Raw genomic sequence first — 22,707 nt, forward strand, 5'->3', positions numbered from 1 at the left:
CGAGGGCCCGGTGGCGACCAGTTCGGGCACCGTCTTGTCGGCATGGGTGGCCTGCCGTCGGCGCTCACCGGACTGATCCTGCTCGCGCAGGATCCGGTACATCGCCGAGACGGAGCAGTGATAGCGCCCGGCATCCAGCTCGCGGGCCCAGATCTGCGCGGGCGCCGGCTCGGCGTACTCGTCACCGTTCATCAACTCGACTACCGCAGCCCGCTCTTCGGCCGTCAGGGCCGATGGCTGCACCTGCGGGGCACGTGCTCTGCGGGGTGGTGCCGGCCGGAGCCGACGGTAGTGCGTGGCGCGGGAGCGGCCGGTCAGCCGGCAGGCGGCCATGATGCCCAGCTGAGCCTCGACGCCGGTGAACGCCTCGTCCACGACAGGGCCGGCGGCAGGCTTCAGTCCGCGCTCTCGGAGATCATTTCCAAGAGCGCGAAAGCTTTTCCCATCACCTCGAGTGCGGCCTTGTTCCCTGCCAGGTCCCTCTGCAACCGCTCCACCTGCTGCCGCAGCTTTTCGTTCTCCACCTCCGCTGCGGACTTCTTCGCACGGGCCGGGCTGGTCCGGCGGTCGACCAGGTTTTCCAGGGCCCCGGCGTCCCGGGCGGCCCGCCATTCGGAGGGAGATGTCTAGAGATTGTGAGATATCCGCCCTCTGCGAACAGCCAAAACAGCCTCTGACCTGGGACTTTTAGTGGATCAACAGGATCACGCTCCCATAACCTTCTGTACGTCCTGTACATTTTTCACAGTACAGATCCCCGTACAGCCCCGGAGGAAAGGCAACGCCATGCTGTTCCGCCCCACCGCCCGTTACGTGCTGCCCGAGTTCACCGAGCGCACGACCAACGGGACCCGCACCCTCGATCCGTACTCCAAGCTGCTCGCCGAACGGATCGTCTTCCTCGGTACGCCGGTCGACGACACCGCGGCCACCGATCTGATCGCCCAGTTCATGTATCTGGAACACGACGCCCCGGACCGGCCCATCTCGCTCTACATCAACTCCCCCGGCGGCTCGTTCGGAGCCATGTCCGCGATCTACGACACGATGCAGTACCTCACCTGCGAGGTGGAGACCTACTGCCTCGGCCAGGCCGGTTCCTGCGCGTCCACGCTGCTTGCCGCGGGCGCTCCCGGCCGGCGGCACGCACTGCCCGGCGCAAGGGTCGTCGTGGAGCAGCCCGAACTCACCGAGCCGGTTCAGGGCCGGCCGTCCGATCTGGAGATCGAGGCACGGGAATTGGAACGGGTCCGCGAGATGATCACCACACTGTTGGCCCGTCACACGGGCCGCAGCGCAGAGCAGATCGCCACCGACATCGAGCGCGACCTCATCCTCGACGCGGCGGGCGCCAAGGCGTACGGTCTGGTGGACCACATCATGGAGAACCGGAAGTCGTCACACCCGCCGCACAGTGCGAGGTGAACGTCCGATGCAGCCACCGGAGTTGCCGCCGCTCCCCGCACTGACGCGCGCCGAGGGGGAGTTCATCGACTGCTACCTCGAAGTCCTTGACCAGCTGGGCCGGATCAACCCGGCCCGCGGCAGCGACACCTACGGCGCACTGCGCGCCGCGCAGGCACTGGCCTCACGGGCGGGCGCACTGCGGGACGCCCTCGCATTGATGCATGAGCGCGGCGAGGCGCAGATCCACGCCGCCACCTTGGCACGGGCGCTGCGCGTACTGGACGGGGAACGGCGGGCCGGACGCGTCACCGTACCCCCTGCTCAGACGAGTTGATCAGCCCACTTCTTCTCCGACCCCGGCCGGGTACGGCCAACTCCCCCGACTTCAACTCCGACGGGGTTTGCTCAACCCACGCCGACCCCGACTCCGGCGGACTTCGCTCAACTCCCCTGCGCGACACGCCCGGCAGGCACGTCGAAATTCCTAGCTCGTTCGGCGTAGGAGTTCCCCCTCACGGGCGACATCTCAACTTGCTCTTTCTGCGAGGGCAGTGAGCGGAATCTGCCATTCCACCCCTGGTACGAGACCGGTCCGAGTGACGTGCACGGTCTTCGGCGTCATCATTCTCACCCAAACAGGCCATTCGTGAGGAGAGTCACATATCGTCGTTTCCCATCGGAAATCCGGCAGTCGGTGCGTCAAGATCCCTGGGACGACAAGCCCCCGCCACCGCGACGGGGCGGTCCGGGCGGACGCCGAGTCCTGCCGCCGTCCGGATGCCTGGTCGACAGAAGTGGATCGGCAGGAGTGGAGGACCCGAGCACAACGGGTCGACCGGAACACCGGTCGCCCCTCGGGGTGAAGCCGCCGAGCGCGGCCGGGCAACTTCGCCAGCCCGAACCCGACAGGTCATCCTTCACAGGCGGCTGACGAAGGGTTGCGCATGACTGCGCAGGTTCATGTCCCGTCTCTGCTCGCCCGGGCCGGCACGGCCTCGGTTCTGACACTGGCCGCCGTCGGCGGCACCATGCTTGCCCCGGGCGCCACGCCGCAGGCCCAGGCAGCGACCCTCTCGATGAAGGCACTCAGCATCGCCGCCTCGAAGAAGGGATCGCCGTACGGGTGGGGGGCCACTGGCCCCAACCGTTTCGACTGCTCGGGTCTGACGGTCTATTCGTTCAAAAAGGCGGGCAAGAAGCTCCCGCGCACGGCCCAGCAGCAGTACAACAAGACCCGCCATATCCCGGCCTCGCACCGGCAACGCGGCGATCTGGTCTTCTTCCATTACGGCCGCAGCATCTACCACGTGGGGATCTACGCCGGTAAGGGCAGGATCTGGCACTCGCCGAGAACCGGCGCGGTGGTGCGGCTGGAGAAGATCTGGACGAAGAGCGTCTATTACGGGCGGGTCCGCTGATGCCTGTCCGGCGGACCGGGCCCGCGCCCCCGGCCGTGATCCGGCGGACAGGCCCTGGTCTCCGCCGCCCACCCGCTCGCCACTCAGTGCAGCAGGGGGCCTGACACCAGCACCAGCCCCAGACCGGTGAGCGCCGCGCCGCTGCCACCCTCGATGGCGCGGGCGGTACGCGGCCGGCGCAGCCACCGGCCCAGCCGGTCCACCATGAGGGCCACGGCGGGGAACCAGATCAGCGCCAGCAGCACCACGATCATTGCGAGCAGCAAGGTCCTCGGGAGCGGCGGCTGCCCGTCGGGAACGAACTGCGGCAGCAGACTCAGGAAGAGCACCGGCGCCTTGGGATTCAGGGCGTTCGTGAGGAAGCCCTGGCGCAGTGCGCGTACGGTTCCCTGCCCTGCTGGTTCGCCCTCGGCCCCGCCCGCCCCGCCCGTGGTGCGACGCCGCGCCGCGCACAGGGCGCTGATGCCGAGGTAGAGGACGTAGGCCCCGCCGAGCAGCTGAACGGTGCGGAACAGTACGGGCAGCGTCACCAGCACAGCGGCAAGCCCGGCGACGGCCAGCGCGGTGTGCACGAGGAGTCCACCGGCAACACCCAGCGCGGTCGCCACCCCCGCTGACCGGGAGGCGAGCGCGTTGCGTACGACGACGGTGAAGTCCGCGCCCGGCAGCGCGACCATTCCAGCGGCGATCCCGATGAAGGCGATCAATTGTGCGTCCATGGGTCCACCCTGGCCCGGCGGAGCCTTTAGCGTGTACTTGCAATCTTCTGGGTCTGCCAAAAGGAACGCTTAATGTACGACCCGACACGGCTCGCGGCGCTGGTGGCAGTCGCGGAGGCCGGATCGATCACCCGGGCCGCAACCCGACTCGGATACACCGCGCCCGCGCTCTCCCAGCAGATCGCCAAGCTGGAGCGGGAGGCGGGCGCCGCACTGCTGGTGCGCCACCACCGAGGGGCCCGCCTCACCGCCGCCGGCGAGCTGCTGGTCGGACGCGCACGCCGGATCCTCGACGAGATGGACCTGGCCCGCCACGAACTGACCCGTCTCTCCGGACTCTCCGGCGGACGCCTCCGGGTCGGCACGTTCACCACCGCGGGCATCCATCTGTTGCCGCCGGTGCTGAGCGCCTTCCGTCGCGCCCACCCGGATGTGGAACTGGCGGTCACCGAGTACGAGCCGCCGGACGGGGTCGCGGCGGTGGCCGCGGGCGAGGTCGATCTCGCGCTGACCCATGTGTACGAGCCGGCTGCCACAGCCTCCTGGCCCTCCGGGGTATTCGCCGAACCGCTGCTGGTCGAGGAACTGGTCCTGATCACGGCGGTCGGGCAGATGCTGTCCGAAGGCACCGGGAGACTGCCGGTGACGGAACTGGCGGGGCGCCCGCTGATCAGCAGCGCGCCGACGCATCCACCGCGCCGTGGGGTGGAGCAGGCGTTGGCCGAAGCAGGGGCGACGCCCGCCGTGGTCTGCGAGTCGCCCGGCTATGCGCTGGTGTGTGCGCTGGTCAGCGCGGGCATCGGAATGGCCGTCGTACCGGAGATGGTTGCCGCGATGTCGTCGACGCCGTTGTCCGTGCGGCGGCTGGAACCCGCTTCGTTCCGGCGGACGATCTCGATGGTGCACCGCGGCAACCGGGCGAGCGCCGCGGCGGCAACACTCCAGGCGCTGTTGCGCAGTGGGTTCGGCCGGGCTGCCTCGGCGCAGCGTCCGGGCGGCGAGGGCGGGTGATCACACGATCGGGAGGCGGGGAGGCGGCGGATCGGACGGTCGGTCAGCTCTGCAGGGTGCTCCACGGGAGCGCGATCCAGACCGTCTTGCCTCCGTCGGCAGTGGGGGTGACGGTGAGCCGGCCCCCGCACTCCTTGGCCAGACAGCGAATGATCACCATGCCGCGTCCGTTGTCCTGCTGAACGGCGGCCGGCAGCCGCCGGGGCCAGCGCGGGTGACTGTCCGTCACACCCAGATGCAGCTGTTCCTCCCGCTCCAGCCTCAGGTCCACGGTGAAGGTGGGCGACTGTCCGAAGGTGTGCTGGACTGCGTTGGTCGCGAGTTCCGAGACGATGAGTCGGATACTGTCGGCGAACTCCGTGTCGATGGCCAGGCCCCATTCGGTCAGCACCCTTGCCACATATCTCCGGGCCGACGAGACCGAGACCGGATCGCTCGGCAGAGTGACGCTTGCTTCCTGATGGTCTGCCATGGCGAGCCGTCCCTTTCCCACTTGGACCGACCCGCGACCGGTCCCGGTTGTGCTTCGCGCCAGATTGCCACTGATGCTGCCCTCTGTGACGGCGATCCACCAAGATATGCATATATCTGTCGCTCAATGCGGTGAACCCTGCCACGCAAGACCCTATGCGGGCGTCACACTGTCCGCTCGGCAGAAGAGGGAGGGAGGCCGCAGATGCAGCACGGCCCTGCGGTGAGGCGCCGCAAGCTCGGGGAGGAGCTCCGGAGTCTGCGCCATGTGTCCGGACTGACGAGCCGGGACGCCGCGCGGATGCTCGGCTGGCACCAGTCGAAGGTGAGCCGGATCGAGACCGGTGTCAGTGGGGTGCGGCCGGCCGATGTGACCCGGCTGCTGGACGCGTACGGCGTGGACGACACGCAGCTGCGGACGCTCCTGGCGGCGCTGGCGGGTTCTGCGGGCGGTGGCGGCACCGGGTGGTGGCACGCCTATCGCGGCCTGATCCCGCCGCAGTACCGCGACTTCATCAGTCTGGAGTCCCAGGCCCGGACCGCACGGACCCTGGAGACCTCGGTGGTGCCGGGGCTCCTGCAGACGGCCGACTACGCACGTGCGGTGACCCGGGCCTCGCTGGACGGGTTGCCCGCCGGCCGGCTGGACTCGCTGGTGGAGGTGCGGCTCGCCCGGCAGGGGGTGCTGCGGACCGATCCGCCGCTGCGACTGAGCGCGGTGCTCGACGAGGCGGTGCTCCGGCGCGAGGTCGGCGGGCGCCGGGTGATGAGAGACCAGCTGCGCCATCTGACTCGCGTGGCTCAACTGCCCCATGTGGAGCTTCAGTTGCTGCCGTTCTCGGTGGGCGGCCATGCCGGCCTCACCGGTCCTTTCGTAATCTTCTCATTTCCGAACACTTCTGATCTGGACGTGGTAGTTCTCGACCATTTGACGAGTAGCCTCTATCTGGAGCGGAAAGAAGACCTTGAGGCGTACAGCTCGGCCTTCCGCACGATGCAGGCACACGCGCTGTCGCCGGAGCACTCGTTGGACCTCATCGCCGCGGTCGACCGCGACGGTCGGTGACACCGGACTGCCCGAGGGGGGCTCATGTCGGATTGCCTCGCACAGCACGAGTTACGGTGGCGGCGCAGCAGCCGCAGCACGGGTATGAACAACTGTGTGGAGGCCGCGCCGTTCGGAGACGGGCGGCTGGCCGTGCGGGACTCCAAGGATGTGTCCAGGCCACCGCTGCGGTTCTCGGCGGCGGCCTGGACATCTTTTGTCTCCGGCCTGCACCGGGGTTCGGTCAGCTGACGGGAGCGGTCCGCCGTACGACCGCCACGGCGGTGGCGATCTGCTCCTGGGTCAGATCGGCTCGCGCGGTCAGCCGCAGCCGGGAGACACCGTCCGGCACCGATGGCGGCCGGAAGCATCCCACCGCGATACCCTCGGCGCGGCAGTCGGCCGCCCAGCGCACCGCGGCGTCCGCCGAGGGTGCCCGCACCGAGACCACGGCCGCGTCGGGGCGAACGGCGGTCAGACCGGCCTCGGTCAGCTGCTCGTACAGAGCGGTGGCGACCGCACGGGCCCTGTCGGCGCGTTCCGGCTCGCGACGGATCAGCCGCAGGCTCCCGAGAGCGGCGCCCGCCGCGGCCGGTGCGAGGCCCGTGTCGAAGATGAACGTACGGGCCGTATTGACCAGGTGTTCGATGACCCGGGCCGGACCGAGGACCGCCCCGCCCTGGCTGCCCAGGGACTTGGAGAGGGTGAGCGTGGTGACGATTCCCTCGCCTCCCGCGAGACCGGCGGCGGCGAGCGCACCCCGGCCGCCTTCGCCCAGCACTCCGAGGCCGTGCGCGTCGTCGACGAGCAGTGCCGCGCCCTCCGTCCGGCAGGCGTCGGCCAGTTCGGGCAGCGGCGCGGCGTCGCCGTCGACCGAGAAGACCGAGTCGGTGACCGCCAGCGCGCGTCCCCCGTGTGCGTGCAGGACCTTGCGTACGGCATCGGGATCGGCATGCGGTACGACGGCGGTCTCGGCCCGGGAGAGCCGGCAACCATCCACGATCGAGGCGTGGTTGCCCGCGTCGGAGACGATCAGCGAACCGCGGCCGGTGAGTGCGGTGAGGGCGGCGAGATTGGCCGCGTAGCCCGATGACAGCACCAGGGCCGCCTCGAAACCGCAGAAATCGGCCAGCTCGCGTTCGAGTTCGGCGTGCAATGCGGTGGAGCCGGTGACGAGCCGCGACCCGGTCGCCCCCGCTCCCCACCTGCGCGCGGCCCCGGCCGCGGCGGCGGTGACCTCGGGGTGCCGGGTCAGGCCCAGATAGTCGTTGCTCGCGAGGTCCAGCAGTTCCGGTTCGGCGGGCCGGGGGCGGAGCGTGCGGACGAGTCCGGCGTCCGCACGGCGGCGCGCCTCGTCGTCGATCCAGTCGAACGGGGCGAAGGGCATGAGCGGTCCCTTTTGTAGGCAGCTCACAGACCCTAACCGGGCATGCAGCGGGTCATGGTGTGGCAATACACACACCCCAGACGGGCTCTGTTGTCCGGTTCCTCCTTGGCTGCGGGCAGTGCCGTAGGACAGGATCAACGCCATGGACCTCCTGAACACGCTGGTGGACAAGGGACTGCGGCGCGAACTGCCGACCCGCGAAGAAGCCCTCGCCGTACTGGCGACCTCGGACGACGATCTGCTCGAAGTGGTGGCCGCGGCCGGAAAGGTGCGCCGTCAGTGGTTCGGGCGGCGCGTGAAGCTGAACTATCTGGTCAATCTCAAGTCCGGGCTCTGCCCCGAGGACTGCTCGTACTGCTCGCAGCGGCTCGGCTCGAAGGCCGAGATCCTCAAGTACACCTGGCTGAAACCGGACGAGGCGTCGAAGGCCGCCGCCGCCGGGGTGGCGGGTGGCGCCAAGCGGGTGTGTCTGGTGGCCAGCGGTCGCGGTCCGACGGACCGGGATGTCGACCGGGTGTCGGAGGCCATCGAGGCGATCAAGGAGCGACACGAGGGCGTCGAGGTGTGCGCCTGCCTCGGTCTGCTCTCCGACGGACAGGCCGACCGGCTGCGGTCGGCGGGAGCCGACGCGTACAACCACAACCTCAACACGTCCGAGGGGACGTACGGGGACATCACCACCACCCACACCTATGCGGACCGGGTGGAGACCGTGCAGCAGGCGCAGGCCGCCGGGCTCTCGGCGTGCTCCGGGCTGATCGCCGGAATGGGTGAGAGCGACGCCGATCTGGTCGATGTCGTCTTCTCGCTGCGCGAGCTCGACCCGGACTCGGTACCGGTGAACTTCCTGATCCCGTTCGAGGGCACCCCGCTGGCCAAGGAGTGGAACCTCACCCCGCAGCGGTGTCTGCGCATTCTGGCGATGATCCGGTTCGTCTGCCCGGACGTGGAGGTGCGGCTCGCGGGCGGGCGTGAGGTGCATCTGCGCTCGATGCAGCCGCTCGCGCTGAACCTGGTCAACTCGATCTTCCTGGGCGACTACCTCACCAGTGAGGGACAGGCGGGGCAGGCGGATCTGGACATGATCGCGGACGCCGGTTTCGAGGTGGAGGGAGCGGGGACGACGACGCTGCCTGCGCACCGTGCACAGGCGGGTGGCGGCTGCGGTTCGCACGACGGCGGGTGCGCACCCTGTGGCGACGCGCCCGCAGATGCCGCCGCCGAGCCGAGCGGGATTCCGGCTGCACGCACGGATCTGGTGGCGGTCCGCCGTCGCGGCGCGGGGACGGATCTCGCCCCCAATGCCTGAGGCCCTCTCCCCGGCCGAACTGCGGTCCCTGGACCGGGACCACGTCTGGCACCCGTACGGCCCGATGCCGGGGCGTCAGGAGCCGCTGGTCGTGGAGTCCGCGTCCGGGGTACGGCTCCGGCTCGCCGAACCGGCCCACGGGCAGCACGAATTGGTCGACGGCATGTCGTCCTGGTGGTCGGCGGTGCACGGCTACAACCACCCGGTGCTCAATGGAGCGGCACGCGGTCAGCTGGACCGGATGAGTCATGTGATGTTCGGCGGGCTCACCCATGAGCCCGCCGTGCGGCTGGCCACGCGGCTCGTGGAGATCACCCCGGAGCCGCTGCAGCATGTTTTCCTCGCCGACTCCGGGTCGGTGTCGGTCGAGGTCGCGGTGAAGATGTGTCTGCAGTACTGGCGCTCGGTCGGGCGGCCGGTCAAGCAGCGACTGCTGACCTGGCGCGGCGGCTATCACGGGGACACCTGGCAGCCGATGTCGGTGTGCGACCCCGAAGGTGGCATGCACGAGCTGTGGTCCGGCGTACTGCCCCGGCAGATCTTCGCGGACGAGCCGCCGGCCGGATTCGACGCGGAGCCGGATGCCGCGTACGTACAACACCTGTGGGAACTGATCGCGGAGCACGCCGACCGGCTGGCCGCGGTGATCGTGGAGCCTGTGGTGCAGGGCGCGGGCGGGATGCGGTTTCACTCCCCCGCCTATCTGCGAGTGCTGCGCGAGGCCTGCGATGCACATGACGTGCTGCTGGTGTTCGACGAGATCGCCACCGGTTTCGGCCGTACGGGGAAGCTGTTCGCTGCGGAGCATACGGGGATCTCGCCCGACGTCATGTGCGTGGGCAAGGCACTGACCGGCGGCTATCTGACGATGGCGGCGACGCTGTGCACCTCGCGGGTGGCGGAGGGCATCTCGCGCGGCGAGGTGCCGGTGCTGGCGCACGGGCCCACGTTCATGGGTAATCCGCTCGCCTCCGCGGTGGCGTGCGCCTCCATCGACCTGCTGCTCGGCCAGGACTGGGAGAAAGAGGTCGAGCGGATCGGCGGCGGGCTGCGGGACGGTCTCGCCCCGGCGGCGGAGCTGCCCGGGGTACGGGATGTGCGGGTGCTGGGCGCTATCGGTGTCGTACAGCTCGATCACGAGGTGGACATGGAGACCGCGACCCGGGCGGCGGTACGGGAGGGCGTGTGGCTGCGACCGTTCCGCGATCTCGTCTACACGATGCCGCCGTATGTGACCGGTGACGAGGATGTGGCGCGGATCTGCCGCGCCGTGTGCGCGGCTGCGCGGGAGGGCTGAGATGACGGTTCTGGTGGTGACAGGTACGGGCACGGAGATCGGCAAGACGGTCGTGACCGCGGCCGTGGCGGCGGCGTGCCGGGACCGCAGTGTCGCGGTGCTCAAGCCCGCCCAGACGGGCCTGGCCCCCGGCGAGCCCGGGGATGCCGCAGAGGTGGCACGGCTGGCGGGCGGCCATGTGACCGCGGTCGAACTGGCCCGTTTCCCCGAGCCGTTGGCACCTGCCACGGCCGCCCGCAGAGCGGGTCTCCCGCCGGTACGGCCGTACGAGGTCGCCGAGGCGGCCGAGAAGCTGGCGACCGAACACGATCTGGTGCTGGTCGAGGGTGCGGGGGGACTGCTCGTACGGTTCGACGACGACGGCGCGACCCTGGCCGACGCGGCACGGCTGCTGGGCGCACCGGTCCTGGTCGTGGCGGCGGCCGGACTGGGCACGCTCAACACGACCGCACTGACCTCGGAGGCCCTGCGGGCCCGGGGGCTGGAGTGCCTCGGTGTGGTGGTGGGCAGCATGCCCGCCGAGCCGGACCTCGCGGCGCGCTGCAATCTGGCAGACCTTCCGGTGGCTGCGGGCGCCCCGCTGCTGGGTGCCGTACCGGCCGGTGCGGGGGCGCTGGCGCCTGCTGACTTCCGTGTCCTGGCCGGGAGTTGGCTGGCGGCGGAACTGGGCGGCAATCGGCCGGCCGATTGAGCGGACGAGCCGCGAGGGACGGGGGAGAATCGAAACAGCCGTACCTTTCCGGTCGAGCACCGTGTCGAGGAGGTCCGTCATGCGTCTGCGCAGCACGAAAATCCCGGAGGACACGGTGCACCACCCCGTCTTCGCCCGGTTCTACGCCCGGATGAGCGTGGCCGCGGAGACCGGGGCGGGACTGGGCGCGCTGCGCTCGGAGCTGCTGGCCGGTATGTCCGGCCGGGTCATCGAGATAGGTGCGGGCAACGGCCTGAACTTCGCGCACTACCCGCCCGTGGTGTCGGAGGTGGTGGCCATCGAACCCGAGCGCAGCCTGCGGCAGTTGGCGGTGCGGTCGGCGCTGCGTGCCGGAATTCCGGTGGATGTGGTGCCGGGCGTGGCGGAGGCCCTGCCGGTGAAGAGCGAGGCGTTCGACGGGGCCGTCACATCGCTGGTGCTGTGCACCGTACGGAATGTGGAGCGTTCGCTCGCGGAGATCGTACGGGTGCTGCGGCCGGGCGGCGAGCTGCGCTTCTTCGAGCATGTGCGGGCCGACGACCGGGCCATGGCAGCGACCCAGCGGGCGCTGGACCGTACGGTCTGGCCGCTGGTGACGGGCGGGTGCCACACGGCGCGCGACACCCTGGCCGCCATCGAAAGGGCCGGGTTCACGGTGGAGACCTACCGCAGGGTCAGGATGCCCGACTGGGGAATCCGGCTGCCCACGTCCGCATGCGTGCTGGGCGTGGCGCGGCGGCCGGCCGTGGTCGACTGACGCATCGGCCACCACCGCGTACCGGCGGTGTCACAGACTCCACTGGCGCAGTTCGTCGGCGATGGCCCGGACGTCCGCCTTGCCCTCCTTCACCAGTCGAGCCAGGTCGCGCACCTGCTCGGGGGAGGTGATGACCTTGAGCCCGGAGGCGACGAGATAGCCGTATGCGACGGCCGAGGAGAACATCGCGTTCGAGTGTTCGAGCGCCGGAACGTGGAGCAGCAACTGCAGAAGGGCAGCGGCCCTGGAGTGCGGGTCGCTGTAGACGGGGCTGCCGAAGATCTCGGCCTCATGACGGGCCACCGCAGCCACGAGCGCACCCCAGTCGACGACCTGCGGATCGCCGGGGGTCTTGTGCTCGGCCACCATGAGCAGCCAGGAAAGGTCGATCTGGAGGTTCAACGCGTGCCTTTGCACTCCGGGCCGAACTCCTCGGCGAACACCGACTCGTACTGCTTCATGAAGTCGGCCGCGGCTTCGACAAAGGTGTGTCCGACCTCGCCCGCATCCTGCTTCACGAGCTCCTCTATGTAGCGGTTCACACTCATTCCCCTCTGCATCGCGCGCTGTCGCGCGGCCTCGGCGGTGGCCTCGTCCACTCTCACGTTCAGCTGAGTCTTGGGCACAGAAACACGCTAGCGCGGGTGCGCTAGCACCGGCAAGAGGAGCCCTCGGGTGCCCTGTACACCGGTCGCCGGTGACCGCATGGCGGAATTCGACCTCCGCCTTCTTCGTCGACTCTGCGAGGGCACCGCCCGGGGCAAGGGGAAGGGTGCCACCGGGATGCGGCGGCCCCCAGAAGCGGATTGCGACGGCCGTGTGCTCCCGCCGGAAAGGCCCTCCCTGGCCTGCCTCGCCTCACGCGCCGTCGACCTTGCGGTGTTAGAAAGGGCAATGTGGCCAGACGTTTCGGCCGATTCCGGAACGCACCGGTTCGGTCACTCACGGAGAAACACCCCTGGAGCCTCGCCGGGCAGGTCTTCGCCCTGCAGGTGGCTCTGGTGGTGTTCCTCGTGGCGGCCGCGGTGCTGGCACTCCTGCTGCAGTCCCGGCACGACACCAACACGGAGGCGAGACAGCGTTCGATCGCCGTCGCAGAGACGTTCGCGCACTCGCCGGGCGTCCTGGCCGCGCTGAAGTCACCCGATCCCTCCAAAGTCCTCCAGCCGCTCACCGAGGCGGCTCGGAAAGCGGCCGGCGTCGACTTCATCGTGGTGATGGACACGAAGGGGATCCGTTACACGCATCCCGATCCGAGCCAGATCGGTAAAAGGTTCGTCGGCACCATCGGGCCATCGCTGGCCGGCCATGTGTACACCGAGACCGTCAAAGGCCCGCTCGGCCGCGAGGTGCAGGCGACCGTCCCCATCTACGACCTCGGTCACAAGGTCGTGGGCCTGGTGTCGGCCGGCATGAAGGTCAAGAACGTGACCAGCGTGGTGTCCCGGCAGATTCCGATCATCCTCGGCACCGGAGCCGCCGCGCTTGCCGTGGCCACGGCCGGGACGGCGCTGGTGGCCAGACGGCTGCGGCGGCAGACCCACCGTCTGGGCCCCGCCGAGATGACTCGCATGTACGAGCATCACGACGCGGTGCTGCACGCCGTACGCGAAGGCGTGCTCATCGTCGGCAACGACGGTCGGCTGCTGCTGGCGAACGACGAGGCCCGACGGCTGCTGGATCTGCCGCACGACGCCGAGGGGCGGCACATCTCGGACTTGCCCGGCCTTGATCCCGGCACGGTGGAGCTGCTGACCTCGGGCCGTGCGGCCACGGACGAAGTGCTCCTTGCGGGGGACCGCTTGCTCGCGGTGAACCAGCGGCCCACGGATCGCCACGGTGGCCCCGAGGGGACGGTCGCGACCTTGCGTGACTCCACGGAGCTGCGGAAGCTGTCCGGAAGGGCGGAGATCGCCCGCCAGCGGCTGAGACTTCTGTACGACGCCGGGCTCGGCATCGGTACCACCCTCGACGTGGTGAGTACGGCCGAGGAACTGGCGAAGGTCGCGGTCCCCCGGCTGGCCGACTTCGTCACCGTCGATCTGTCCGACCCGGTCCTGCACGGGGACGAGCCGACCAGTACGGGCACGGACATGCGCCGCACCGCGATCCAGGGCATCCGGGACGACCATCCCCTCTATGAACGCGGCCGCCTGATCGACTTCCTCCCCTCCACTCCGCAGGCACAGGCCTTCGGCAGCGGCCGGTCCGAGCTGGTGCCCGACCTGTCCGCCGCACCCGGCTGGCTCGCCCAGGAACCGGAGCGGACACAAAGGATCATCGAGTACGGCATCCATTCGCTCATAACGGTGCCCCTCCAGGCACGGGGCGTCATCCTGGGCATGGTCAATTTCTGGCGCTCGGAGAAGCCCCAGCCCTTCGAGGAGGACGACCTGTCCCTGGCCGAAGAACTGGTCGCCCGGGCGGCGGTCAGCATCGACAACGCCCGCCGCTACACCCGCGAGCACGCCATGGCCGTGACTCTGCAGCGCAGCCTGCTCCCGCGGGCCCTGCCCGAGCAGAGCGCCCTTGAGGTCGCCCATCGATACCTGCCCGCGCTCTCCGGGGTGAGTGGCGACTGGTTCGATGTGATCCCGCTCCCGGGCAGTCGGGTGGCGTTGGTCGTCGGGGATGTCGTCGGCCACGGCCTGCACGCAGCCGCCACGATGGGACGGCTGCGCACGGCCGTGCACAACTTCTCCACGCTCGACCTGCCGCCCGACGAGATCCTCAATCACCTCGACGACCTGGTCGGGCGTATCGACCAGGAGGAGGTGGAGACGACCGTCGGTGCGGTGATCACAGGCGCCACCTGCCTGTACGCGATCTACGATCCCGTCTCCCGCCACTGCGCCATGGCGCGGGCCGGGCATCCCTTGCCCGCGCTGGTCCAGCCCGAGGGCAGTGTGTCGTTCCCCGATCTGCCGGCCGGGCCGCCCCTGGGCCTGGGCGGCATGCCGTTCGAGACCGCGGAGCTGGAACTGGCGGAGGGCGCGCAGCTCGTCCTCTACACCGACGGGCTCATCGAGGACCGCACCCGGGACATCGACGTGGGGATGGAGTTGCTGCGTCAGGCGCTGGCGTCCCATCCCGACCGGCCGCCGGAGGAGAGCTGCCAGGCAGTGCTCGAGGAGCTCCTGCCCAGTCGGCCGAAGGACGATGTGGCGCTGCTCATCGCTCGCACACGGGCGATCCCGCCCGACCACGTCGCCGACTGGGACGTGCCGTTCGATCCCGCCGCTGTGGCGGGGATGCGCGCCGCCGCGGCCGAGAAGCTCGACGACTGGGGGCTGTCCGAGCTCGCGTTCGCCATGGAGCTGGTGCTCAGTGAGCTGATCACCAACGCCATCCGCCACGGTTCCGCCCCGGTCACGATACGGCTGCTGCGCGACCGCACCCTGACCTGTGAGGTGGCCGACAGCAGCAGTACCTCGCCCCATCTGCGGTATGCCGCGGCATTGGATGAAGGAGGCCGCGGCCTGTTCCTCGTCGCGCAACTCTCCGAACGCTGGGGCACCCGCTACACCCCCCAGGGAAAGGTCATCTGGGCGGAGCTGGCGCTGCCCCGACCCGATGGGAGCGTGGGCGGCACGGCGTTCTTGAACATCCTTGACGCGGAACTCTGACAGCCGGATCTCCGCGCGGAAATCGTTCGCCGAGCAGGCCGGCCCTCTGCTTGGGTCGCCCCATGAGTGATCTCCACATCCGCTGCGCCGGCCTCACCGATATCGACCCCGTGTTGCGGTTCTGGCGCGAAGCCGCGGAAGGAACGAGCATCAGCGACGACCACGACGGGGTGGCGCGACTCATCTCGAGGGACCCCGGAGCCCTGCTTCTCGCAGAGCGCGAGGGCCTTCTCGCGGGAACCGTCATAGCCGGTTTCGATGGTTGGCGATGCTCCGTCTACCGGCTGGCCGTACACCCGGACTGCCGCCGGCGAGGCATCGCCACCGCCTTGATGGCAGCAGCGGAACAGCGGTTCGTCTCTCTGGGCGGGCGACGGGTGGACGCCATGGTCCTGGAAGCCAACGAACGGGCGCACCACACGTGGACTGCGGGTGGCTACCACCGCGAGGATCGCTGGCGGCGCTGGGTGAAGCCCCTCACGGACTGACACGATCAGCCGAAAGGGCAAACGACTTTGCCGATCCTTTACGATGGGTGGTCTCCTGACCGATCCTTCCGAAAGGTGTGAGCGTCCGCCCATGGGCGAGCCTCCCAGTAGCCGACATCGCCGACATCGAGCGATCCTCCTGCCCCTGCCCGATCATGGGACGGAGGTGAACCGATGACCGAAGTGCTTCTGCTGCTCGTGGCGGTATTGCTCTCGCTCGCCTGCGGCGCCTTCGTTGCGGCTGAGTTCTCTCTGACGACCGTCGAGCGCGGTCAGCTCGAACGGGCCGTGGAGCGGGGTGAGCGCGGCGCGGCGAGCGCCATGAAGGCCGTACGCAGCCTGACCTTCCAGCTCTCCGGCGCACAGCTCGGCATCACCGTCACCAACCTGGTGGTCGGCATGCTCTCCGAACCGTCGATCGCGAAGCTGATCCGCGGTCCGGTGGAAGCCGTGGGCCTGTCCCCCAGCGTGGCGTCCTCCCTGGCCCTCGTCCTGGGAACCGCGCTGTCCACCGTATTCCTGATGGTCGTCGGCGAACTCGTCCCGAAGAACTGGGCGATCTCCTCCCCGCTCGCCGTGGCGAAGGCCGTGGCGACCCCGCAGCGGGCCTTCACCGCCGTCTTCCGACCGTTCATCAGCCACCTCAACAACACCGCGAACCGGATCGTGCGCCGCATCGGCCTGGAACCGGCCGAGGAGCTGGCCTCCGCCCGCAGCCCGCAGGAGTTGGTGGCACTGGCCCGGCACTCGGCCAAGGCGGGCGCACTGGAGGCCGACACCGCGGAACTGTTCGTCCGCACCCTCAATCTGGCGGAGCTCACGGCGGAGAACGTCATGACCCCGCGGGTGCAGGTCACCGCACTTGAGGTGCAGGCGACCGCCGAGGACGTGGCGAACGCCACCCGTGCGACCGGGCTGTCCCGCTTCCCCGTCTACCGGGGCAACCTGGACACCGTCGTCGGCGTGGCACACATCAAGGACGTGCTGGCCATCCCGGTCGAGCAGCGGCCCCGTACACGCGTCTCGGAGATGCTGCGCGAGCCCCTGCTCGTACCGGAGACCCTCACCGTGGACCGGCTCCTGGACCGGCTGTCCGGCAAGCTCGCCATGGCCGTCGTCATCGACGAGTACGGCGGGACGGCCGGCGTCGTGACTCTGGAGGACATCGTCGAGGAGGTGGTCGGCGAGGTGCGCGACGAACACGACCCGCACGAGACGCCGGACCTGGCACCGGCGGGTGAGGACGCCGACGGACGGACCCTGTGGTCGGCCGACGGCGCCGCCCGCCTCGATCAGCTGAAGAGAATCGGACTGCGGGTGCCGGACGGACCGTACGAGACGCTCGCCGGACTTGTCGCCACCGAGGTCGGCCGCATCCCTGCCGTCGGTGATTCGATCGAGCTGGCCGGCTGGCGGGTCGATGTGGTGGACGCCTCCGGGCGCCGTGCCGCGCGAGCCCTGCTGCATGCGCCGCTGCCCGGCGACGACGAGCAGACGGAGGAAGCACGATGACCGCCGTCCAGCTCTTCATCGGACTGATGACACTGGTCGTCAACGCCTTCTTCGTCGGCGCGGAGTTCGCGCTGATCTCCGTACGCCGCAGCCAGATAGAGCCGGAGGCCGAGAACGGGAACCGGCGGGCGCGCAGCGTCATCTGGGGCCTCGAACACGTATCGGCGCTGCTCGCGGCGGCACAGCTGGGCATCACCCTCTGCACGCTGGTCCTCGGCATCGTCGCCGAACCGGCCATCGCGCATCTGCTGGAACCTTTCTTCACCGCGGTGGGTGTGCCGCACGGACTGATCCATCCGATCTCGTTCGTGATCGCGCTGTCCGTGGCGACCTATCTGCACATGCTGCTCGGCGAGATGGTGCCGAAGAACATCGCTCTGGCCGAGCCCGTGCGGACCGCACTGCTGCTCGGACCGCCGCTGGTGACCCTCGCCAGGGCGCTGCGCCCGGTGATCTTCGCCGTCAACGCCTTCGCCAACGCGCTGCTGAAGCTCCTGCGGGTCGAGACGAAGGACGAGGTGTCCGCCACGTTCTCCGACGACGAACTGGCCCGGCTGGTGAAGGACGCCGGGGACGCCGGGCTGGTCGACGACCGCGCTGCCGAGCGGCTGCACCACGCCCTTGAGCTGGGCCGTCGCCCGGTGCGGGATGTGGTGATGCCGGTGGAGCGGGTGGTGTACGCGAGGATCGGGACGACGCCGGAACAGCTGGAGCAGCTCTCGTACGAGACCGGCTTCTCGCGTTTCCCGGTGATGGACAGCGAGGAGCGGATCCTGGGCTACCTCCATGTGAAGGACGCCCTGGACGCCACACCGCGCGATGTGCCGTTCCCCGTGTCGGCAATGCGGCCGATCGCCCGGGTGCGGGCCGCCACACCGCTCGACGACGTGCTGACCGCGCTGCGGCGCAGCCGCACACATCTGGCGGCGGTTCTGGACGAGGACGATCGACTCGCCGGAATGGTCACGATGGAGGATGTGCTGCGCGAGCTGGTGGGCCGACCGCAGGCGCGCTGACCGCTGGACGGGGGCCACTGGGGGCCGGGTGCGGGTTCCATCGCAGGCAGGCCGACCGGTGACCGGCGGGGGCGCGGTGCGGGTTCCATCGCAGGCAGGCCGACCGGCGGGGGCGCGGTGCGGGTTCGGCCGCGCCCACCCGCAGAAGGGGGCGCCACCCGGCTCGGTTAGGCTGACAGTCCATGGCAATCAGCACCGCACTATGGTCATTCGCCCTGGTCGTAGGGCTCCTCACCCTCACTCCGGGCCTCGACACGGCCCTCGTCCTTCGCACCTCGGCGCTCGGTCACCGCAAGCGTGCACTCGGTGTCGTCCTCGGCATCCAGAGCGGAACCCTGGCCTGGGGCGCGCTCACCTCGCTCGGTGTCACAGCACTGCTCACCGCCTCGCACGTCGCATACGAAGCGCTGCGTTACGCCGGAGCCGCGTATCTGCTCTGGATGGGCGGAAGCATGATCATCAGCACCTTGCGCGGCCGGGGCGCCGAGGGGGTGGAGGTGCCGGAGGCCAAGGCTCATGCCCTGGCTTCTCAAGGAACCGACGGGCTCGCTGCCGGGTGGCGGCAGGGCGCCCTGACCAATCTGCTCAATCCGAAGATGGGCGTGTTCTACGTGGCCGTCCTGCCCCAGTTCATCCCGGCAGGCGCCCCGCACTTCGCCACAGGCCTCCTGCTGACCGGGGTGCACATCGTGCTCGGCCTGCTCTGGTCGGTGCTGTTGATCGCCTTCGCCCAGCTGCTGCGGGGCTGGCTGCAACGCCCGCAGGCCCGTCGGCTGCTCGACCGGATCACCGGGACCGTCATCGCCGGGTTCGGCCTGCGGCTGGCCCTGAGCGACTGAGAACGCGACCGCCGTCAGCGCACTGCGACGCCCGGTACCCGGCCTGCGCCTTCCGGAAGGGATCGGACCCCACCGCGATACGATCGCATCGCCATGGAAATGAATGCCTCCTACACCAGTCTCGTCGCGGTCGGCGACTCGTTCACCGAGGGCATGTCGGACCTGCTGCCCGACGGCTCATACCGGGGCTGGGCAGACATCCTCGCCGGACGGCTCGCGGTCCGCACCCCGGGATTTCGCTACGCGAATCTCGCCGTACGGGGCAAGTTGATCGCGCAGATCGTCGACGAGCAGGTTGATGCGGCCGCCGCCATGCAGGCCGATGTCATCACGCTCGTCGGCGGTCTCAACGACACGCTGCGGCCCAAGTGCGACATGGGCATGGTCCGCGAAAAGCTCGAAGAGGCCGTGGAGCGTCTCGCGCCCTCGTGCAGGAAGCTTGTGCTCATGCGCAGCCCCGGTCGCAACGGCCCGGTGATGGAACGCTTCCGCCCTCGGATGGAGGAGTTGTTCTCCCTGGTCGACGAGTTGGCTGCCCGCCACGGAGCGTCGGTCGTCGATCTGTACGGAGCACCGGCCCTGGGCGACCCCCGTCTGTGGGGCGTCGACCGGCTGCATCTGACGGCCGACGGCCACCGCCGGGTGGCGGAGGCGGTCTGGCAGACGCTGCGGCTGCCGCCGGAGAACGACTGGCGGACGCCGCTCCCGGCCTCCGCACCTCCGAAATGGGCGGTACGACGCGTCGACGACGCCCGCTTCGCCCGTCGGCACCTCATACCGTGGATCGGCCGCCGTCTGACCGGCCGTTCGTCCGGAGACGGGCGGACAGGCGCCCAGTACAGCGCTGAACTGGGGAGAGCGTTCTGGGTCACCCCCGAGGATGCCCGCGACCCCGGCCCGGTGGCGACGTGGCGCCAGGTGGATGTGACTCCGCTCTCGTAGCAACCCACAAACCGGACCGCGGCGCTGGCCTGCACAAACCGCCAGTAGAATCTGGACACGTGACTGCTGTGTCTGCGAAGCCTCGCATCCCCAATGTCCTGGCCGGCCGCTACGCCTCCACGGAGCTGGCCGTCCTCTGGTCCCCCGAGCAGAAGGTGAAGCTGGAACGCCAGCTGTGGCTGGCGGTGCTGCGCGCTCAGAAGGACCTCGGGATCGAGGTGCCGGACGCCGCGCTCGCTGATTACGAACGTGTCGTCGACCAGGTCGACCTTGCCTCGATCGCCGAGCGCGAGAAGGTCACCCGGCACGACGTCAAGGCCCGGATCGAGGAGTTCAACGCCCTCGCCGGCCATGAGCAGGTCCACAAGGGCATGACGTCCCGGGACCTCACGGAGAACGTCGAGCAGCTGCAGATCCGGCTCTCCCTGGAGCTGATGCGCGACCGCACGGTGGCGGTCCTGGCCCGGCTCGGCAAGCTGTCGGGCGAGTACCGCGAGCTGGTCATGGCCGGCCGCTCCCACAACGTCGCCGCGCAGGCGACCACGCTCGGCAAGCGGTTCGCGACCGCGGCCGACGAGCTGCTGGTGGCCTACGGACGGCTCGAGGACCTGCTGGGCCGCTACCCGCTGCGAGGCATCAAGGGTCCCGTGGGCACGGCCCAGGACATGCTCGACCTGCTGGGCGGCGACGCCGGAAAGCTCGCCGAGCTGGAGCAGCGCATCGCCGGGCACCTCGGTTTCGCTCAGGCCTTCACATCGGTCGGCCAGGTCTACCCGCGCTCACTCGACTACGACGTGGTGACGGCACTGGTGCAGCTGGCCGCGGCGCCCTCGTCGGTCGCGAAGACGATCCGTCTGATGGCCGGGCACGAGCTGGTGACAGAGGGCTTCAAGCCGGGTCAGGTCGGCTCCTCCGCGATGCCGCACAAGATGAACACCCGCTCCTGCGAGCGCGTCAACGGCCTGATGGTCATTCTGCGCGGCTACGCGTCGATGACCGGCGAGCTGGCCGGCGACCAGTGGAACGAGGGCGATGTGTCCTGCTCCGTGGTCCGCCGCGTGGCACTCCCCGACGCGTTCTTCGCATTCGACGGTCTCCTCGAGACCTTCCTGACGGTGCTCGACGAGTTCGGGGCGTTCCCGGCCGTCGTCGCCCGCGAGCTGGACCGCTACCTCCCGTTCCTCGCCACGACCAAGGTTCTGATGGGTGCGGTGCGCGCCGGTGTCGGCCGTGAGGTCGCCCACGAGGCGATCAAGGAGAACGCGGTCGCCTCGGCCCTGGCCATGCGTGAGCAGGGCGCCGAGCGCAACGAGCTGCTCGACAAGCTGGCCGCCGACGGGCGCATCCCGCTGGACCGCGCACAGCTGGACGCGCTGATGGCCGACAAGCTCTCCTTCACGGGAGCGGCGGGCGACCAGGTCACCGCGCTGATCTCCCGCATCGAGGAGATCACCAAGCAGCACCCCGAGGCCGCCGCATACACGCCGGGCTCCATCCTCTGACAGCCGCCACCGCAGCCGGATGACACCCGAAGAGCTCCAGGCCGCCCGCGACAGCACCGTTCCCGATGTGGTCGCGGGCGGCCTGCGTGTGCTGTTCTGCGGGATCAACCCGAGCCTGATGACAGGGGCAACGGGCCACCACTTCGCCCACCCCGGCAACCGCTTCTGGCCGGTACTCCACCGGTCCGGCTTCACCCCCCGGCAGCTGAAGCCGGCAGAACAGACCGAACTGCTGCGATACGGACTGGGCATCACCAACGTGGTCGCCCGGGCCACCGCACGGGCGGACGAGCTGTCCACCGAGGAGTTCCGCGAGGGCGGACAGATCCTGGCAGCCAAGGTCGAGCAGCTGCGACCGCGGTGGCTGGCAGTCGTGGGGGTCACTGCGTACCGCACCGCCTTCGGCAAACGAACCGCCCGGATCGGTCCGCAGGACCACACGATCGGCGGCGCCCGCGTCTGGGCCCTGCCCAACCCCAGCGGCCTGAACGCCCATTGGACCGCTCAGACGATGGCGGAGGAGTACGGACGCCTCCGTACCTCTGTCGAATGCGATGGCATCAGCACCACCGAAGGAACCTGACTCCCCGGCGGCTGTACGGCGACTCGATGCCGATGGCCGTCCGGTTGCGGTTGCGGTTGTGTCCGTGGCAGGAGGCTGGTGCCTGGCCCATGACGGCGAGCGGTGGCGGGGCCAGGGCCCGTCCGCAGGAGGCGGATACCCGGGCCGGACACAGCGGACGGCTGTCGCGCTCCGCCTCAGCGGGCAGCAGCCTGCTCACGTCACGGCGGATCAATCTCCGTCACTACAACGCTCAACTCGCAACCGGGGCCTTCCTCCTCCAGGTAGAGCCCCATGGCAACCCATCGGTCCTCGATCCGCCAGAGCTGGAGATACTCGCAGCCCGCAACCGTCTCGGCCCATGCCTCCGGTATTTCCTCACCGGCCATCATCCGCTCCTGCGCACTCCACAGACTGATCGCCTGCGGCTCGCCCCAGCGACCGGTGAACAGCGTCAGCAGCGCGTCATGCTCTGCGAGGCACTGGGCCCGGTGCTCCAGTCGCCCTGCCTCGTCGTCGTCCCAGTGATCGATGTCCGCGTGCAAGGAAACTGTGTGATAGCCGGGCCCGCTGACTCCCGAGCCTGACCGGATGCGCTCCGCGGGGAATTCCCGGGTGCGCATCCCGTCGATGAGGCGGAGGTGATGTGCGGTGGTCATGCCGCTAGTAAACCGCCCAGCACTGACAAGCCGCCCCGCGTCATGGGCT

Annotated in this window: 25 protein-coding genes, 1 pseudogene and 1 riboswitch; of the genes and pseudogenes, 18 read left to right on the forward strand and 8 right to left on the reverse strand. The window is 69.5% G+C overall.

Features of this window, described 5'->3' with window-relative positions; all coding sequences use genetic code 11:
• Together IEZ15_RS31050 and IEZ15_RS46500 are read right to left on the reverse strand one after the other, a co-directional pair.
• Positions 1 to 375 (reverse strand): annotated as a pseudogene (locus IEZ15_RS31050) (IS3 family transposase); the annotation flags it as partial.
• 20 nt (positions 376 to 395) lie between these two features.
• Positions 396 to 524: a hypothetical protein gene (locus IEZ15_RS46500; protein WP_268250449.1), complete on the reverse strand. Its 129-nt coding sequence runs from the start codon at positions 522 to 524 to the stop codon at positions 396 to 398.
• A gap of 265 nt (positions 525 to 789) precedes the next feature.
• On the opposite strand from IEZ15_RS46500, the gene IEZ15_RS31055 reads away from it, so the two are divergent.
• The 3 genes from IEZ15_RS31055 to IEZ15_RS31065 all read left to right on the forward strand — a co-directional run bounded on the left by IEZ15_RS31055 (position 790) and on the right by IEZ15_RS31065 (position 2,825).
• The gene (locus IEZ15_RS31055; protein ID WP_308427461.1) at positions 790 to 1,425 is read left to right on the forward strand and encodes an ATP-dependent Clp protease proteolytic subunit; all 636 of its coding nucleotides are present in this window, start codon (positions 790 to 792) and stop codon (positions 1,423 to 1,425) included.
• 7 nt (positions 1,426 to 1,432) lie between these two features.
• Positions 1,433 to 1,741: a hypothetical protein gene (locus IEZ15_RS31060; protein ID WP_189280341.1), complete on the forward strand. Its 309-nt coding sequence runs from the start codon at positions 1,433 to 1,435 to the stop codon at positions 1,739 to 1,741.
• Between the two features lie 434 nt (positions 1,742 to 2,175).
• Positions 2,176 to 2,348, forward strand: a riboswitch (cyclic di-AMP (ydaO/yuaA leader).
• 3 nt (positions 2,349 to 2,351) lie between these two features.
• A complete protein-coding gene (locus IEZ15_RS31065) occupies positions 2,352 to 2,825 on the forward strand; it encodes a C40 family peptidase (protein ID WP_189280342.1) in 474 nt (157 codons plus the stop codon).
• An 83-nt stretch (positions 2,826 to 2,908) separates the two neighbouring features.
• Here the strand turns inward: IEZ15_RS31065 and IEZ15_RS31070 are convergent, their stop codons facing one another.
• Positions 2,909 to 3,544: a LysE family translocator gene (locus IEZ15_RS31070; protein ID WP_114243299.1), complete on the reverse strand. Its 636-nt coding sequence runs from the start codon at positions 3,542 to 3,544 to the stop codon at positions 2,909 to 2,911.
• Between the two features lie 72 nt (positions 3,545 to 3,616).
• Between IEZ15_RS31070 and IEZ15_RS31075 the strand changes: the two genes are divergently transcribed.
• Positions 3,617 to 4,555, forward strand: coding sequence for a LysR family transcriptional regulator (locus IEZ15_RS31075; RefSeq protein WP_189280343.1), 939 nt, complete (start codon positions 3,617 to 3,619; stop codon positions 4,553 to 4,555).
• Positions 4,556 to 4,598: 43 nt separating this feature from the next.
• Here IEZ15_RS31075 and IEZ15_RS31080 read toward each other — a convergent pair whose 3' ends face one another.
• On the reverse strand, positions 4,599 to 5,027 hold the full coding sequence (locus IEZ15_RS31080) for an ATP-binding protein (protein WP_189280344.1): 429 nt from the start codon (positions 5,025 to 5,027) through the stop codon (positions 4,599 to 4,601).
• A 204-nt stretch (positions 5,028 to 5,231) separates the two neighbouring features.
• Between IEZ15_RS31080 and IEZ15_RS31085 the strand changes: the two genes are divergently transcribed.
• Together IEZ15_RS31085 and IEZ15_RS31090 are read left to right on the forward strand one after the other, a co-directional pair.
• Positions 5,232 to 6,092 (forward strand): helix-turn-helix domain-containing protein, encoded by an 861-nt coding sequence (locus IEZ15_RS31085; protein ID WP_189280345.1) that lies wholly within the window; start codon positions 5,232 to 5,234, stop codon positions 6,090 to 6,092.
• A gap of 24 nt (positions 6,093 to 6,116) precedes the next feature.
• Positions 6,117 to 6,323: a DUF397 domain-containing protein gene (locus tag IEZ15_RS31090; RefSeq protein ID WP_114243303.1), complete on the forward strand. Its 207-nt coding sequence runs from the start codon at positions 6,117 to 6,119 to the stop codon at positions 6,321 to 6,323.
• On the opposite strand, the gene IEZ15_RS31095 is transcribed toward IEZ15_RS31090, so the two are convergent.
• Entirely contained in the window at positions 6,316 to 7,458 is a 1,143-nt protein-coding gene (locus IEZ15_RS31095) for an 8-amino-7-oxononanoate synthase (RefSeq protein ID WP_189280346.1), read from the reverse strand. The genes IEZ15_RS31090 and IEZ15_RS31095 overlap by 8 nt on opposite strands.
• A gap of 142 nt (positions 7,459 to 7,600) precedes the next feature.
• On the opposite strand from IEZ15_RS31095, the gene bioB reads away from it, so the two are divergent.
• The 4 genes from bioB (at position 7,601) to IEZ15_RS31115 (ending at position 11,512) form a co-directional block, all read left to right on the forward strand.
• A complete protein-coding gene (bioB, locus tag IEZ15_RS31100) occupies positions 7,601 to 8,767 on the forward strand; it encodes a biotin synthase BioB (protein WP_114243305.1) in 1,167 nt (388 codons plus the stop codon).
• On the forward strand, positions 8,760 to 10,064 hold the full coding sequence (locus IEZ15_RS31105) for an adenosylmethionine--8-amino-7-oxononanoate transaminase (protein WP_189280347.1): 1,305 nt from the start codon (positions 8,760 to 8,762) through the stop codon (positions 10,062 to 10,064). Before bioB ends, IEZ15_RS31105 begins: the two co-directional genes overlap by 8 nt.
• Position 10,065: 1 nt before the next feature.
• Positions 10,066 to 10,755 carry a dethiobiotin synthase gene (bioD, locus tag IEZ15_RS31110; RefSeq protein WP_189280348.1) on the forward strand — a complete coding sequence of 230 codons (690 nt, stop codon included), beginning with the start codon at positions 10,066 to 10,068 and terminating at the stop codon, positions 10,753 to 10,755.
• Positions 10,756 to 10,834: 79 nt separating this feature from the next.
• Positions 10,835 to 11,512, forward strand: coding sequence for a class I SAM-dependent methyltransferase (locus tag IEZ15_RS31115; RefSeq protein WP_189280349.1), 678 nt, complete (start codon positions 10,835 to 10,837; stop codon positions 11,510 to 11,512).
• Positions 11,513 to 11,542: 30 nt separating this feature from the next.
• Here the strand turns inward: IEZ15_RS31115 and IEZ15_RS31120 are convergent, their stop codons facing one another.
• Together IEZ15_RS31120 and IEZ15_RS31125 are read right to left on the reverse strand one after the other, a co-directional pair.
• Entirely contained in the window at positions 11,543 to 11,914 is a 372-nt protein-coding gene (locus IEZ15_RS31120) for a fic family toxin-antitoxin system, toxin component (protein ID WP_093551070.1), read from the reverse strand.
• Entirely contained in the window at positions 11,911 to 12,138 is a 228-nt protein-coding gene (locus IEZ15_RS31125; protein WP_189280350.1) for an antitoxin, read from the reverse strand. Before IEZ15_RS31125 ends, IEZ15_RS31120 begins: the two co-directional genes overlap by 4 nt.
• A gap of 270 nt (positions 12,139 to 12,408) precedes the next feature.
• Between IEZ15_RS31125 and IEZ15_RS31130 the strand changes: the two genes are divergently transcribed.
• The 8 genes from IEZ15_RS31130 to mug all read left to right on the forward strand — a co-directional run bounded on the left by IEZ15_RS31130 (position 12,409) and on the right by mug (position 22,020).
• Positions 12,409 to 15,138 carry a SpoIIE family protein phosphatase/ATP-binding protein gene (locus IEZ15_RS31130; RefSeq protein ID WP_189280351.1) on the forward strand — a complete coding sequence of 910 codons (2,730 nt, stop codon included), beginning with the start codon at positions 12,409 to 12,411 and terminating at the stop codon, positions 15,136 to 15,138.
• 62 nt (positions 15,139 to 15,200) lie between these two features.
• Positions 15,201 to 15,626, forward strand: a complete 426-nt coding sequence (locus IEZ15_RS31135) for a GNAT family N-acetyltransferase (protein ID WP_189280352.1) — start codon at positions 15,201 to 15,203, stop codon at positions 15,624 to 15,626.
• Between the two features lie 174 nt (positions 15,627 to 15,800).
• Positions 15,801 to 17,138 carry a hemolysin family protein gene (locus IEZ15_RS31140; RefSeq protein ID WP_189280353.1) on the forward strand — a complete coding sequence of 446 codons (1,338 nt, stop codon included), beginning with the start codon at positions 15,801 to 15,803 and terminating at the stop codon, positions 17,136 to 17,138.
• On the forward strand, positions 17,135 to 18,154 hold the full coding sequence (locus tag IEZ15_RS31145) for a hemolysin family protein (RefSeq protein ID WP_114243313.1): 1,020 nt from the start codon (positions 17,135 to 17,137) through the stop codon (positions 18,152 to 18,154). The genes IEZ15_RS31140 and IEZ15_RS31145 overlap by 4 nt, the downstream gene beginning before the upstream one ends.
• Before the next feature lie 182 nt (positions 18,155 to 18,336).
• Positions 18,337 to 18,993: a LysE family translocator gene (locus IEZ15_RS31150; protein ID WP_189280354.1), complete on the forward strand. Its 657-nt coding sequence runs from the start codon at positions 18,337 to 18,339 to the stop codon at positions 18,991 to 18,993.
• A 93-nt stretch (positions 18,994 to 19,086) separates the two neighbouring features.
• Positions 19,087 to 19,935: an SGNH/GDSL hydrolase family protein gene (locus tag IEZ15_RS31155; protein WP_189280355.1), complete on the forward strand. Its 849-nt coding sequence runs from the start codon at positions 19,087 to 19,089 to the stop codon at positions 19,933 to 19,935.
• Positions 19,936 to 19,994: 59 nt separating this feature from the next.
• A complete protein-coding gene (gene purB / locus IEZ15_RS31160; RefSeq protein WP_189280356.1) occupies positions 19,995 to 21,437 on the forward strand; it encodes an adenylosuccinate lyase in 1,443 nt (480 codons plus the stop codon).
• Positions 21,438 to 21,456: 19 nt separating this feature from the next.
• The gene (mug, locus tag IEZ15_RS31165; RefSeq protein ID WP_189280357.1) at positions 21,457 to 22,020 is read left to right on the forward strand and encodes a G/U mismatch-specific DNA glycosylase; all 564 of its coding nucleotides are present in this window, start codon (positions 21,457 to 21,459) and stop codon (positions 22,018 to 22,020) included.
• A gap of 200 nt (positions 22,021 to 22,220) precedes the next feature.
• Here the strand turns inward: mug and IEZ15_RS31170 are convergent, their stop codons facing one another.
• A complete protein-coding gene (locus IEZ15_RS31170; RefSeq protein ID WP_114243318.1) occupies positions 22,221 to 22,658 on the reverse strand; it encodes a hypothetical protein in 438 nt (145 codons plus the stop codon).
• Between the last annotated feature and the right edge of the window lie 49 nt (positions 22,659 to 22,707).

Source organism: Streptomyces atratus (assembly GCF_014648655.1).
Classification (GTDB): domain Bacteria; phylum Actinomycetota; class Actinomycetes; order Streptomycetales; family Streptomycetaceae; genus Streptomyces; species Streptomyces atratus.